This window comes from Microvirga guangxiensis (assembly GCF_900102135.1).
Classification (GTDB): Bacteria; Pseudomonadota; Alphaproteobacteria; order Rhizobiales; family Beijerinckiaceae; genus Microvirga; species Microvirga guangxiensis.
Genome location: NZ_FMVJ01000008.1, coordinates 14,543 through 27,180 on the forward strand (window position 1 = coordinate 14,543; position 12,638 = coordinate 27,180).

The window sequence follows — 12,638 nt, forward strand, 5'->3', positions numbered from 1 at the left end:
CAGCCGCCGCGGTTCTTCCGGCCGGCTTTGGCTTCAAGCCACCCAGCCCTGAGCGCCCCAGCACTCCTGTCTGAGTGCAGACGTGGGAAAAGGGTTGGCCATGAACACCAATCAAGATGGTCAGCAGCCGCTGGTCGTCCTCCTTGTGGAGGACGAGGCTCTCGTACGCATGACGGCTGCGGATGTGCTGCGGGAAGACGGCGGGTTCAAAGTCGTTGAGGTGGTCAATGCCGATGAAGCCCTGACCGTGCTTGAAGCGACAGCCGACGTTCGCGCCCTGGTAACCGATGTGGAAATGCCCGGCTCCCTAGATGGCTTCACCCTGGCCCGTGTGGTGAAACAGGCATGGCCCCACATCGGAATTGTGGTGACGTCCGGCAGAATGGCACCGGAGCCGAAGGTGCTTCCCTCAGGCGCAATGTTCATCCCCAAGCCCTACAGGCCGGCCGATTTAGTTGCCGCTGTGCGGACGGTGCTGCCGTCCGGCCAGACCGAGACACCTGCCGAGGCTCCGGTCCCAGTGCTTCCCTCAGCCATCAAGATCAGCCAACCTCACACGGGCATAGGTGCTGCGGGCGGCTTGGCACAGCCCCTTCCAGAGCCCGAAGAATAGACCTCGACCGAACGCGGCGTTTCGCAGAGCGGGAATTGCGGAACCGTGGCAGCACATAAACTGTGTCGGAACAGCTAGAGTCAGCTCTGGGTCAACGGGAGCCATTGAGCCCTTGTCTGTGAAGGTCAGCTCACGCCTCCAATGCGGAATTATGGCTAAGGTCAGCCTGGTGCCACTAGCGGCCCTCGCGAGAGGCCTCACTGATGTGAGCGTCAATCAGCTTGCACAATGCACGACTATTCTATAAGTCTCGACAGATGGAATCAGAGTACGTCATCCTGGCCCTCGCGGCGCTCGCGCAACCGACCCGTCTCGACGTGTTCCGCCTCTTGGTGACGCACGAACCCGACGGATTGCCCGCAGGCGACATCGCTCGGGAACTCGCGGTCCCGCACAACACCATGTCCTCACACCTCGGCATCCTCTCCCGGGCGGGTCTCGTCCGCTCCGAACGCCGGAGCCGCTCGATCATCTACCGAGCCGACCTCGATCGGCTCCGCGAGGTAGTGACCTTCCTGCTCAAGGACTGCTGCGGCGGGCATCCTGGCGTGTGCGCTCCATTGATCGATGCCCTCGCCCCCTGCTGTCCTCCGAAGGAGACCCTCGATGGCTGACCGTCCCTACAACGTGCTGTTCCTGTGCACGGGCAACACCGCCCGCTCGATCCTGGCCGAGGGCATCCTGCGCAAGGACGGCGCCGGGCACTTCAACGCGTTCTCCGCGGGCAGCCAGCCGAAGGGGATGGTCAATCCGTTCGCCCTGAAGGTGCTCGACAGCCTCGGCTACCCGACCGACGGCTTCCGCTCCAAGAGCTGGGACGAGTTCGCCGGACCTGATGCGCCCGCCATGGACTTTATCTTCACCGTCTGCGAGGGCGCCGCCGGCGAGGCCTGTCCGGTGTGGCTGGGCCATCCCGCCACGGCGCACTGGGGCATCGAGGATCCCGCCGCAGTCGAAGGCACCGACATCGAGAAGGAACGGGCCTTCGTCCAGGCCGCCAAATACCTCAAGAACCGGATCTCCGCCTTCCTGGCGCTGCCGGTGGCGAGCCTCGACCAGGTCGCCCTCACCCATCACCTGCGGGAGATCGGCCGCCTCGAGGGCGCCACCTCCGGCACCGTTCTCCCCTTCGACCGCCGCTCGGCCTGAGGCTTTTCCATGGACGTCATCATCTACCACAACCCGGATTGCGGCACGTCCCGCAACACGCTGGCCATGATCCGCAACGCAGGCATCGAGCCGCACGTCGTCGAGTACCTGAAGACGCCTCCGACGCGGCTCCTGCTGCGCCAGCTCATCGACCGCATGGGCGTTCCGGTCCGCGATGTCATCCGCGAGCAAGGCACGCCCTACCACGAGCTCGGGCTCGACGATCCGTCCCTGACCGACGACCAACTCCTCGACGCCATGATGGCCCACCCGATCCTGATCAACCGCCCCATCGTCGTCACGCCGAAAGGCGTGCGTCTGTGCCGTCCGTCCGAGGCCGTGCTCGACCTCCTGCCGCCCCAGCAGGGCGAATTCGTCAAGGAAGACGGCGAGCGGGTCGTCGACGAGCACGGGCGCCGGGTGGCGACCGCCTGAGGGAATTTTCGATGTCCATCTTCGAACGCTACCTGACCCTGTGGGTCGCCCTGTGCATCGTGGCCGGCATCGCCCTCGGCCATGCCTTCCCCGGCTTCTTCCAGACCGTGGGCGCGCTTGAGGTCGCCAAGGTCAACCTGCCCGTTGCGGCCCTGATCTGGCTCATGATCATCCCGATGCTGATCAAGATCGACTTCGTGGCACTCGGGAAGGTCCGGGAGCACTGGCGCGGCATCGGCGTGACACTGTTCATCAACTGGGCGGTGAAGCCGTTCTCGATGGCGGCGCTCGGATGGTTCTTCATCGGATACGTGTTCAAGCCCTACCTGCCCGCCGACCAGATCAACTCCTACATCGCTGGCCTGATCATCCTGGCGGCAGCCCCATGCACGGCGATGGTGTTCGTATGGAGTCACCTGACCAAGGGCGAGCCGCACTTCACGCTGAGCCAGGTGGCGCTCAACGACATGATCATGGTGGTCGCCTTCGCTCCCATCGTGGGTCTCTTGCTCGGCCTGTCCGCCATCACCGTGCCGTGGGACACGCTCCTGCTCTCGGTCGTGCTCTACATCGTCATCCCAGTGATCCTCGCCCAGTTCCTGCGCTCGCGCCTGCTGGCCAGTGGTGGCGAGGCGTCCCTGACCGGGTTGCTCCGGGTCTTGCAGCCGCTGTCGCTGGTGTCCCTGCTCGCCACCCTGGTGCTGCTGTTCGGCTTCCAGGGCGAGCAGATCCTGGCGCAGCCGCTGATCATTGCCATACTCGCGGTACCGATCCTGATCCAGGTCTACTTCAACTCCGGCCTGGCCTACCTCCTCAACCGGGTCGCGGGCGAGCAGCACTGCGTCGCCGGCCCCTCCGCCCTGATCGGCGCCTCGAACTTCTTCGAGCTCGCCGTGGCCGCCGCCATCAGCCTGTTCGGGTTCAACTCCGGGGCGGCGCTGGCGACCGTCGTCGGCGTGCTGATCGAGGTGCCCGTGATGCTGTCCGTGGTCTGGATCGTGAACCGCAGCCAGGGCTGGTACGAGCGCGGCGCCGCGCGGCACAGGATGCCATCGGCTAGCACCAAGCGGGGAGTCCAGCCCGGTGAGTGACCTTCCCAACATCGACTTCTCGGTCCTCGACACCCCGGACCTTGGCAACCTGGAGCCACGCCGGGTGTCCACGCACCCACCGCGTATCCTCCTGCTGTACGGCTCGCTGCGGGAGCGGTCCTACAGCCGCCTCCTCACCCTCGAGGCCGAGCGCCTGCTCCGGCACTTCGGCTGCGAGACCCGTATCTTCGATCAGCGCGGGCTGCCGTTGCCGGACGCCACCGCCAGCGACCATCCCAAGGTCCAGGAGCTTCGCGAGTTGTCGCTCTGGTCCGAGGGCCAGGTCTGGTGCAGCCCCGAGCGCCACGGGGCCATGAGCGCGGTGATGAAGACCCAGATTGACTGGATACCGCTTTCCGTGGGCGCCGTGCGCCCGACGCAGGGCCGGACGCTCGCCGTGATGCAGGTGTCCGGCGGCTCGCAGTCGTTCAACGCCGTCAACCAGATGCGGGTGCTCGGACGCTGGATGCGGATGGTGACGATCCCGAACCAATCCTCGGTGGCGAAAGCGTTCCAGGAGTTCGACGAGGCCGGACGGATGAGGCCGTCCTCCTACTACGACCGCGTGGTCGACGTGATGGAGGAGTTGGTGAAGTTCACGCTGCTGACTCGCGACCGTTCCGACTACCTCACCGACCGCTACAGCGAGCGCAAGGAGGCAGCGGAGAAGGAGGCCAGGCGCCTCGCCGCGGAAGCCATGAGGCACGAGGTCAAGGCGGCCGAGTAGAACGGATCGGCAGCCTTGGATGGGCAACCTGGGCTTCGTCGCGGCGTTGCCCTGATGGGCGTTTGCAGGAGCCAAGGCCATGTCCGACCAGAGGTCAGGTGACGATCATCCCCACAAGCCAAAGCTCAATCCCGGGGATCAAGCCGATTTGGAGACGCCTGGGGCGGGTGAGAACGTCTGCCGGGAGTGCAAGGGCACTGGAAAGCTCGGGGACAAGGAGTGCCCGATCTGCGGCGGCACAGGCATCGTCATCGAGGAGATCGGTGGCGCATAGGACGGCAGCCGGCCCGAGCCTCAGCGCTCCGTCATATGCACCAGTTCATGGATCTGCCTGACGATGGTCGCGGCGCGGTAGGGCTTCGGCACGAAGCGCCCGGCATCCGGGATCTCGTCCGGTGCGGGCTGGGCGTAGCCCGAGGAGATCAACAGCCGGACATGCGGCCATCGTGCATGCACCTGCTCGGCAAGCTCCATGCCGTCCATGGATCCTGGCATGTGCACGTCCGTGAACAGCACCTGCACCTCATCGGAGCGCGCCTCCAGCACCGCCATGGCGACATCGGCGTTTGCCGCCTCCAGAACCTGGAAGTCCGCCTCCTCCAGCTCGTCGGCGGCCGTCATGCGCACCAGCGGCTCGTCCTCCACCAGGAGAACAACAGGCGCGTCTTCCATTGAATCCCGTGCCATGTCACGTCACCGGCGGCTGTGGGTCATGTATAGCCTTCTCCGCCTGCACCAGCACGTCGAGGCCGCGCCACGGCTTCGGCATGAAGGTGACGCACTCCGGCAGGTCATCGGACAGCGCGCCGGGATCGCCCGAGGTGAGCACCACCCTGACCGTCGGCCAGAGCGTGTATGCGGCCTTGGCGAGCTGGACCCCGTCCATCTCCCCCGGCAGGCGGACGTCGGCGAAGATCATCGCCACTTCGCCCCCACACTCCTTGAGGCAATCCAAGGCGGCCTCGGCGCTCTCGACCTCCACCACATCGAGAGGGGTCTCCTTGAGCAGGACGGTTGCGAGGGCCCGAACGTTGGGATCGTCCTCGACGATCAAGGCGACATGCGGTTCAGGCTGCATGGCGGTCATGGTCGGCTCTCCTGATTTCCATTTGGCGCAGGATGGCGACGAGCGGGTCCGGGATCGGAGCCTCGAGCACGTCCCTGTAGGTCTCGGCGAAGGCGCGGGCGATCATGAAGGTGGCGACATCCGGAGGGACGTCGTTGACATAGGGCAGGCACACGTCGCCTGAGGCGTCGCGGGACATCGGCACTCTCCTTGGGTACTGGTGTGACGTGCCCGTCGCGGCGGATCGGGCCACCTCGGGCTAACATACGTTAATCGTGTGAACCGTCGATCCCGCGGCGGGTTTCAGCGTGGCGGCAAAATAACCATGCGTTTCAATATATTTCTATCAATCCAGAAATATCGCTTGACGCATGGTCGGGACTCCTACATCTTATTTCCATGGATATCGAACAAGCAGCCAAGCAGCTCGAAGCGCTCGGGAACGTCACCCGCCTCCAGGTCTACCGCACGCTCGTCCGGGCAGGCGAAGCGGGCCTGCCCGTCGGGCAGATCCAGGAGCGCCTCGGCATTCCGGGCTCGACGCTCTCGCATCACCTCCAGCGGCTCCTGCTGACCGGGCTGGTGACGCAGGAGCGGCAGGCCACGACCCTGATCTGCCGGGCCAGCTACCCGGCGATGAACGGCCTCATCGGCTTCCTGGCCGACGAGTGCTGCGCCGACGCCGGATGCGGAAACCGGGCGGAGAACGCCGCCTGATTTCTTTTTGCCCAATATTTCCATCATACCGGAAATAGCGATATAGGAGACACCGATGCTCACGCTGCTCTCCTCCTTCCTCGGGCGGGAACGGCCCGTCGCCACGCACCGCGAGCTGCTGTCGCTGCGCGATCTGGACGACCACCTCCTGCGCGACATCGGCCTGCGGCGCATCGAACTCCATGTTGTCCCCGTGGAGCGGCTCCTCCCCGCTTGCTGCTCAGGAGCGACACGCCGCTGGGCCGAATTCGTTGCCCGCCTGCGCAATACCCTCTCCCCCCAACCTGTCCCGTGCTGCCAATCCTGACAAGGAGCCGTTCCATGACCTCGCTCGACACCCTCCCCGTTGCCATCATCGGCGCAGGCCCGGTCGGCCTCGCCGCCGCCGCCCATCTCATCCGGCGCGGCCTTCCCGCGAAGGTCTACGAGGCCGGAGAGACGGTCGCCGCCAACGTGCGCGACTGGGGCCACGTCCGCCTGTTCTCGCCGTGGGAGTACAACACCGACACGGTGGCCCGCGCGCTGCTCCAGTCCCATGGCTGGCAGGAGCCGCCCGGCAAGGCGATGCCGACAGGATCGGACCTGTACGAGGCCTACCTCAAGCCTTTGGCAGAGACGCCGGAGATGACGGCGGTGATCGAGACGGGTGCCACGGTGAAGGCGATCACCCGGCAGGGCGCTGACAAGGTGCTCAGCAAGGGCCGTGAGACCAAACCCTTCGTCCTCGCCGTTTCCAACGGCAACGGCTCGATCCGGCGTGACCTGGCGCGGGCGGTGATCGATGCCTCCGGGACGTGGACGGCTCCGAATCCTTTGGGTGCGGGCGGGATTCTCGCCGAGGGCGAGGCCGAGAACGCCGAACATATCGCCTACGGCATACCGGACGTGCTCGGGCGCGACCGCGCTGCCTATGAGGGCAGGATAACCCTCGTCGCTGGCGCCGGGCACTCGGCCGCGAACGTCCTCCTCGACCTTGCGAAGCTGGCGGAGCGCAATCCCGGGACGTCGATCGTATGGGCGACCCGCGGCGAGAACCTGATGCGGGTCTACGGCGGCGGAAGCGCCGACCAGCTTCCGGCCCGCGGCGAGCTCGGCTCCAGGCTCAAGGCGCTCGTCGACAGCGGCCGGATTACCTTGGTGCCTGGCTTCTCCGTAGTCCGCGTCAGGACCGCTGGCGGGCAGGTTATCGTCGAAGGCGAGACGGCGAACGGCCTCCGCGAGATCGGTCCCGTCGACCGGATCGTGGCGTCCACCGGGCAGCGCCCGGACCTGAACCTCACCCGCGAGCTGCGGCTCGATCTCGACCCGTGGCTGGAGAGCTCGAGGGCACTCGGGCCGCTGATCGATCCGAACCTGCACTCCTGCGGGTCCGTCCCGCCGCACGGCCATCGCGAACTCGCCCACCCCGAGCCGGGCTTCTACACCGTCGGCATCAAGAGCTACGGACGTGCGCCCACCTTCCTGATGCTGACCGGGTACGAGCAGGTCCGCTCGGTCGTGGCGGCCATCGCCGGCGACCTCGCGGCAGCGGATGACGTCCACCTCGTCCTGCCGGAGACGGGCGTCTGCTCGACCAACCTCCCCGTCGACGGTGCGCCTGCATCCTCGGGCTGCTGCGGCGGTTCCGCCCCGGCGCAGGTCGATGCCTGTTGCGTCGCCGATGCCGAGGCCAAGTCCGCGGGCCAGTCGGGCTGCGGATGCGGCACGAAGGCGTCGGAAAAGGTTGCGGAGCCTGCGGGCTGCTGCTGAGATCGCCCGTGTCGAATCCGGTGAGTGAGTCCCTGGCGAGCGATCCCGCCATGCCGAAACCGTGCCCGAGGGTGGTCATCTCCGCCCTCGGTATCACCCAGATCTTAGCCTGGGGATCGTCCTTCTACCTGCCGACCGTGCTCGCACATCCGATCGCCTCCGACACCAGATGGTCGCTCGGCTGGGTCGTCGGCGGACTGTCCGTCGGCCTGCTCGCAGCCGGATTGGTCGCGCCCCGGGTCGGGCGCACCATCGACGCGAGGGGCGGCCGTCCGGTCCTCGTCGCCAGCTCGGTCCTGCTCGCCGCCGGACTCGCGACGCTGGCGCTCGCCCACAGCCTCCCCGTCTACCTGATGGCCTGGCTCGTGATGGGCCTCGGCATGGGGTCCGGTCTCTACGATGCCGGATTCGCCACGCTTGGCCGGCTGCACGGGAAGGATGCGAGGCGGGCGATCACCACCCTGACCCTGTGGGGAGGCTTCGCGAGCACCGTCTGCTGGCCCCTCAGCGCCTGGCTGGTCGAGCACTTCGGCTGGCGCGGTGCCTGCGCGGCCTACGCCGCAATCCACGTCCTCGTATGCCTTCCGCTGCACGCCTTCGTCGTGCCCGGCATCGGGTCGGTTGCGGCCGTCGGCAGGGCATCCGGCGCGAAACCCGGGATATCCTCACCGCCCCCTCTGACCGGGACCAAGCGGATCCGTGCATTCGCGCTGCTCGCCACGATCCTCACCCTCGGTGCGGTCACGGCGTCCATGATCGGGGTGCATCTGCTCACCTTCCTCCAGGCTCGAGGCCTCGGCCTCGCGGCGGCCGGCGGCCTCGGGGCGCTCGTCGGTCCCTCCCAGGTCGGCGCCCGCGTCATCGAGATGGCCTTCGGCCGCCACTACCATCCGATCTGGACCATGGCGGCCTCCGTCACCCTGGTCGCGGGCGGGGTCATCCTGCTGCTCCTCGGGTTCCCGATCCTGGCGCTTGCCTTGGCGCTCTACGGCGCCGGGAACGGGATCGGATCGATCGCCAAGGGCACCTTGCCGCTCGCCTTGTTCGGACCGGACGGATACGCCTCGCTCATGGGCAAGCTGGCGATGCCCAGCCTGCTCGCCCAAGCATTGTCTCCCTCGATCGGGGCGATCCTGATCGAATGGAGCGGTCCGGGTGCCGCCCTCGGCTTCCTCGCCGGGATGACCTGCCTGAACATTGCCCTCGTCGGGCTGCTGTGGGTGACGACCCGGGGGAGCTGACGTCAGGCCGGCATCCCCGCCATGGCGGCACGCAGGCGTTTTTCGTAGGCGCTGGCCAGGTCGTGCAGGGCCGCGACCGTATCGCCGACATAGGACGAGCCGTGCATCAGGGCCAGGGTGCGCGGGGCAAGCTCGGCCAGCCGGCGAACGGTCGGCGCGATGCTTGGGCCCAGGCTCGTATCGTAGAAGATGTCCTCGGCCGCAAGCGCCGGGCCCACGATGTCGCCTTCGGTGATCGCGGGGCCGTTACCCAGGTGAGTGAAGAGATCGCCGCAGAACAGCGTCCTCGTGGTCTCCTCGAAGATCACGCCGGCATCCCAGCCGTGCGGCACGTGCGGCGTGTCGATGTACCGGATTCGCTTGCCGCCGATGTCGATCACCTCGCCGTTCGACAGCACCCGCGGCGGGCGGTCCGCCATGTCGTTCAGCGACACCAGGCATCCGGTCATCCCATGCGCGACCTGCGCGTTCGGGGCCACGGCCAGCCATTCGTTCATGGCGCCGCACTCGTCGGCCTCGTAGTGGCCGAACGTGATCCAGCGCAGGTTCTCGATCGGCATGATCCGGGACACGGCTTCGGACACGAGCGGGAACATCCTCCGCAACCCGGTATGGAACAGGAGCGGCTCGTCGCCGAGCACGAGGAACTGGTTGAAGGCGAAGCCGGCCGGCGGCACGATGTCGGGCACGTGGGTCGAGAGGCGGTAGATGCGGTCGCCGATCTCGTCGATGCGGGTTTCCATCAGGCTGCTCCCTGGGTTGCCCCTGCCCGAGGATTAGAACCGACCATCCGTTCGGAAGTGCGGCAGGTATGGCCCGTCTCAGGAAACTTCGACGGCCTCTGCGTCCAAGGCGGCGAGGAGGTTGCGGGCCAGCTCGCGCGCGGTCCTGGTCGCGCCGACCAGGGTGGCCGACGCAAACCCCGTCCAGTCGCCGTAGCCCATCAGCCAGAGGCGCGGCTCCTGGACCGAGCGGTTGCCGTCGACCTCGATCCGGCCCTCGGGCGTGATGACGCCGAGACCGCGCAGGTGGTCGAGCGCGGGCCGGAAGCCCGTGCACCAGATCACCGCGTCGACCTGTGTCTCGGAGCCGTCCTCCCAGACCACGCCCGTGCGTGTGAAGCGCGTGAAGGGCCGCACGCTGGTCAGGGCGCCGCGCTCCCGCGCCTCCCGCACCGGCGGCACCATGACGATGTTGGCCAGCCCTCCGGCCGGGGTGCCGCCATCGTCCCCCTGCCCGCGGTAGCGGTCCGTCGCCCGCCGGAAGAGCACCCGGCCGTCGATATCGTCCGGCAGGAACTGGGGCGGCGAGACGGTGACCCACGTGGCGTGGGCCACCCGGGAGACCTCGGCGAGGATCTGCGCCCCCGAGTTGCCGCCGCCGACGACCAGCACCGTCTTGCCCCGAAAGGACGCCGGATCGCGATAGTGCGCCGAGTGAATCTGTTCGCCCTCGAAGAGCTCGGCACCCGGATAGGCCGGGATGTAGGGGTGGCTCCATGTTCCCGTGGCGCTGACCACGGCACGCGCACGCCATGAGCCCTGGTCGGCCTCGACGTGAAGGACACCATCCTCCCGCACGACCGTTCGCACCCGCGCGGGGCGGATCACGGGAAGGTCATAGCGGCGCTCGTAGCGGCCGAGGTATTCGATCACCTCGTCCCTGCCCGGGAAGCCTCCGCCTCCGCTCGGCGGCATCTGCCAGCCCGGCAGGGAGCCGTATTCGGCCGGAGAGAACAGCGTCAGCGAATCCCAGCCGTGGAGCCACGCCCCGCCGGGGCGGTCCTGCGCATCGAGGATGACGAAATCGCGCCCGGCCCGCTTGAGGTAGTAGCCGACGGCGAGACCCGCCTGCCCTCCGCCGACGATCACCACGTCCGTTTGGGCCTGTGTCATGAGGCAGCCTCCCGTTGCCGCGGGACCGCACCATCACGCGCCCCTCTCCCCACATAGGCTGCCCGGCGTCCGGATGCCAAGTGAGGCCCGGGCCAGGTCCCGGTGGTGCCCCGTTCCTTGGGCTCGATCCCATCCGCATTGCCCGCGCGATTGCGGACCATGCGGGATGAGGTCGGAGGCAACGATCATTGTTTCTTACCTGAGGCGTCGAACTGCTTGAGATAGGCGACGAGGTCGCTGATGCGCTTTTCGTCCTTCAGCCCTGCATAGACCATCTTGGTGCCGGGAATCTTGGCGCGCGGGTTCTGGATGTAACTCATGGAAGGTCGCCTCGTCCCAGGTGATGCCGGAATTCTTGTTGGCCGCGGAGTAGGTGTAGCCCTCGACCGACCCCGAATGCCGGCCGAACAGTCCGTTGAGGTGTGGGCCGACGGCGTTCTTGGCGGTCTCGCCCACCTGATGGCAGGCGCGGCACTGGGCGAAGACCTTCTCACCGGCCGCAGCATCCTGCGCATTGGCAGGGCCTGATACGAGGGTCGAGCCGATGAGACCAGAGGACAGCAGGACGGCGGCGAAACGCTTGGACATGGGATTTCCTGATCGAGGGGTTGCTCTTGGGAGAGGTCAGACCGCGAAGCCGTCGCGGAAGGGGTGGAAGAGGATCACGTCACCGGCCTCGACCGGGGCATGCAGCGGATGGATCTCGACAAGCCCGTCCGCCTCGACCAGGGGGCGGAGCCTTGCCGAACCCCCGCGGCCCAGGATCTCGACCGCGGGGCTGCCACCGTCTCCGACGAGGCGGCCCGGGGCGAACTCGGTGCGCCCCGGACGGCGCTCGAACCGCGAGGCGGCGGGCATCGGGCATCCCGGGCGCCGCCGGAATGGCCGGCCCTCGAGCGCCGCGACGACTGCCCCTCCGAGGATGAGCCACGAAACCAGCGCCGCAACCGGGTTGCCGGGCAGGCCGAGATAGGCTGCCGCCCCGATCCGGCCGACCACGGCCGGCTTGCCGGGCTTGAGAGCGATCCTCAACGTCTCGCAGGCCCCGCCCGCCCGAGCGACCGCGGGCGCGGAGTGATCCTCCTCCCCGACCGAGGCGCCGCCTGTCGTCACGACGAGATCGCACTGGGTGGAGACCTCTTGCAGGATCGCTGCAAGAGCGTCCGGATCGTCGCGGACCCAGCCGCCGTCGACGACGTCGAGGCCTGCCTGCGCGGCGAGCGTCATGACCATCGGGCGGTTGGAGTCGTAGACCGATGGGCCGACGAGCGACGACCCGGGCTGGATGAGTTCGCTCCCGGTCGAGATGACCGCGACACGGGGCCGGCGCAGCACCGCCACGGCGGAGCGTCCTTGCGCCGACAGGAGCGCGACATGGCGTGCGTCGAGACGGACGCCCCAGGAGAGAAGACTGTCGCCTCGTTCGATGTCCTCCCCCCGGCGCCGGATGTTGTCGCCGGACCGCAGCATACGATGCAGGACGAGATCGTCGCCGTCACGCCAGCCATGCTCCTGCATCAGGACGGCATCGGCTTCGGCGGGGAGCGGGGCTCCCGTGAAGACCCTGACGGCATGCCCCGGCGAAAGCGGGACGGCCGCCTCTCCGGCCGGGATCCGCCCGACGACCGGAAGCCGCGTGCCGGCCGGAAGCATGGTGTCTCCGAGCGCGACGGCGTACCCGTCCATGGCCGACTGGTCGAAGGCCGGCATGGCGACGCCTGCGGAAACATCCTCGGCGAGTGTGCGTCCGCCAGCGCCATGAACAGCGACCGTTTCCGTTTCCGCGATAGGGTCCGCATAGGCCGCGGCACGGGCGCAGGCGGTGTCGATGTCGACAAGGCTAGGGCCTTCCGAGCAGGCGTCGGCGGCAGGCACGTGAGCATTCATACGGCGATTCCCGAACAAGCGATCACAGGAACGGCGCGCAGGGGTTTGCGCACCGCATGAAAGGCAGC

17 protein-coding genes and 1 pseudogene are annotated in these 12,638 nt (G+C 67.5%); 11 read left to right on the forward strand and 7 right to left on the reverse strand.

The features are described from left to right. The first annotated feature begins 100 nt into the window (after positions 1-100). The 7 genes from BLP10_RS14200 to BLP10_RS14230 all read left to right on the forward strand — a co-directional run bounded on the left by BLP10_RS14200 (position 101) and on the right by BLP10_RS14230 (position 4,289). Positions 101-613, forward strand: a complete 513-nt coding sequence (locus BLP10_RS14200; protein ID WP_091135680.1) for a response regulator — start codon at positions 101-103, stop codon at positions 611-613. Positions 614-870: 257 nt separating this feature from the next. Continuing rightward, on the forward strand, positions 871-1,227 hold the full coding sequence (locus BLP10_RS14205; protein WP_091135684.1) for an ArsR/SmtB family transcription factor: 357 nt from the start codon (positions 871-873) through the stop codon (positions 1,225-1,227). Further along, on the forward strand, positions 1,220-1,762 hold the full coding sequence (locus BLP10_RS14210; RefSeq protein WP_091135688.1) for an arsenate reductase ArsC: 543 nt from the start codon (positions 1,220-1,222) through the stop codon (positions 1,760-1,762). Before BLP10_RS14205 ends, BLP10_RS14210 begins: the two co-directional genes overlap by 8 nt. 9 nt (positions 1,763-1,771) lie before the next feature. Then, entirely contained in the window at positions 1,772-2,197 is a 426-nt protein-coding gene (arsC, locus tag BLP10_RS14215; protein ID WP_091135691.1) for an arsenate reductase (glutaredoxin), read from the forward strand. An 11-nt stretch (positions 2,198-2,208) separates the two neighbouring features. After that, a complete protein-coding gene (gene arsB, locus BLP10_RS14220; protein ID WP_091135695.1) occupies positions 2,209-3,288 on the forward strand; it encodes an ACR3 family arsenite efflux transporter in 1,080 nt (359 codons plus the stop codon). Beyond that, positions 3,281-4,015 carry an arsenical resistance protein ArsH gene (gene arsH / locus BLP10_RS14225; RefSeq protein WP_091135698.1) on the forward strand — a complete coding sequence of 245 codons (735 nt, stop codon included), beginning with the start codon at positions 3,281-3,283 and terminating at the stop codon, positions 4,013-4,015. Before arsB ends, arsH begins: the two co-directional genes overlap by 8 nt. 79 nt (positions 4,016-4,094) lie before the next feature. After that, on the forward strand, positions 4,095-4,289 hold the full coding sequence (locus tag BLP10_RS14230) for a hypothetical protein (protein ID WP_091135701.1): 195 nt from the start codon (positions 4,095-4,097) through the stop codon (positions 4,287-4,289). 20 nt (positions 4,290-4,309) lie between these two features. On the opposite strand, the gene BLP10_RS14235 is transcribed toward BLP10_RS14230, so the two are convergent. The 3 genes from BLP10_RS14235 to BLP10_RS23565 are packed head-to-tail and all read right to left on the reverse strand — an operon-like array spanning position 4,310 to position 5,280. Continuing rightward, positions 4,310-4,702 (reverse strand): response regulator, encoded by a 393-nt coding sequence (locus BLP10_RS14235; protein WP_244510539.1) that lies wholly within the window; start codon positions 4,700-4,702, stop codon positions 4,310-4,312. A gap of 1 nt (position 4,703) precedes the next feature. Beyond that, on the reverse strand, positions 4,704-5,102 hold the full coding sequence (locus BLP10_RS14240) for a response regulator (protein WP_244510541.1): 399 nt from the start codon (positions 5,100-5,102) through the stop codon (positions 4,704-4,706). Further along, positions 5,083-5,280 carry a hypothetical protein gene (locus tag BLP10_RS23565; RefSeq protein ID WP_244510542.1) on the reverse strand — a complete coding sequence of 66 codons (198 nt, stop codon included), beginning with the start codon at positions 5,278-5,280 and terminating at the stop codon, positions 5,083-5,085. The genes BLP10_RS14240 and BLP10_RS23565 overlap by 20 nt, the downstream gene beginning before the upstream one ends. 200 nt (positions 5,281-5,480) lie before the next feature. Between BLP10_RS23565 and BLP10_RS14245 the strand changes: the two genes are divergently transcribed. The 4 genes from BLP10_RS14245 to BLP10_RS14260 are packed head-to-tail and all read left to right on the forward strand — an operon-like array spanning position 5,481 to position 8,788. Continuing rightward, positions 5,481-5,798, forward strand: coding sequence for an ArsR/SmtB family transcription factor (locus BLP10_RS14245; RefSeq protein WP_091135703.1), 318 nt, complete (start codon positions 5,481-5,483; stop codon positions 5,796-5,798). A gap of 55 nt (positions 5,799-5,853) precedes the next feature. Beyond that, a complete protein-coding gene (locus BLP10_RS14250) occupies positions 5,854-6,105 on the forward strand; it encodes a DUF1127 domain-containing protein (RefSeq protein ID WP_091135705.1) in 252 nt (83 codons plus the stop codon). A 14-nt stretch (positions 6,106-6,119) separates the two neighbouring features. Then, positions 6,120-7,547, forward strand: a complete 1,428-nt coding sequence (locus tag BLP10_RS14255; RefSeq protein ID WP_091135708.1) for an NAD(P)-binding domain-containing protein — start codon at positions 6,120-6,122, stop codon at positions 7,545-7,547. A gap of 50 nt (positions 7,548-7,597) precedes the next feature. Further along, entirely contained in the window at positions 7,598-8,788 is a 1,191-nt protein-coding gene (locus BLP10_RS14260; protein WP_139165507.1) for an MFS transporter, read from the forward strand. Between the two features lie 2 nt (positions 8,789-8,790). On the opposite strand, the gene BLP10_RS14265 is transcribed toward BLP10_RS14260, so the two are convergent. The 4 genes and pseudogenes from BLP10_RS14265 to BLP10_RS14280 all read right to left on the reverse strand — a co-directional run bounded on the left by BLP10_RS14265 (position 8,791) and on the right by BLP10_RS14280 (position 12,570). Then, positions 8,791-9,531 (reverse strand): oxygen-binding di-iron domain-containing protein, encoded by a 741-nt coding sequence (locus BLP10_RS14265; protein ID WP_091135712.1) that lies wholly within the window; start codon positions 9,529-9,531, stop codon positions 8,791-8,793. A gap of 78 nt (positions 9,532-9,609) precedes the next feature. Then, positions 9,610-10,683 (reverse strand): ArsO family NAD(P)H-dependent flavin-containing monooxygenase, encoded by a 1,074-nt coding sequence (locus BLP10_RS14270; protein WP_091135716.1) that lies wholly within the window; start codon positions 10,681-10,683, stop codon positions 9,610-9,612. Positions 10,684-10,868: 185 nt separating this feature from the next. Continuing rightward, positions 10,869-11,271, reverse strand: a pseudogene (locus BLP10_RS14275) (c-type cytochrome). Between the two features lie 36 nt (positions 11,272-11,307). Beyond that, positions 11,308-12,570 carry a molybdopterin molybdotransferase MoeA gene (locus BLP10_RS14280; protein ID WP_091135719.1) on the reverse strand — a complete coding sequence of 421 codons (1,263 nt, stop codon included), beginning with the start codon at positions 12,568-12,570 and terminating at the stop codon, positions 11,308-11,310. Positions 12,571-12,638: the final 68 nt, after the last annotated feature.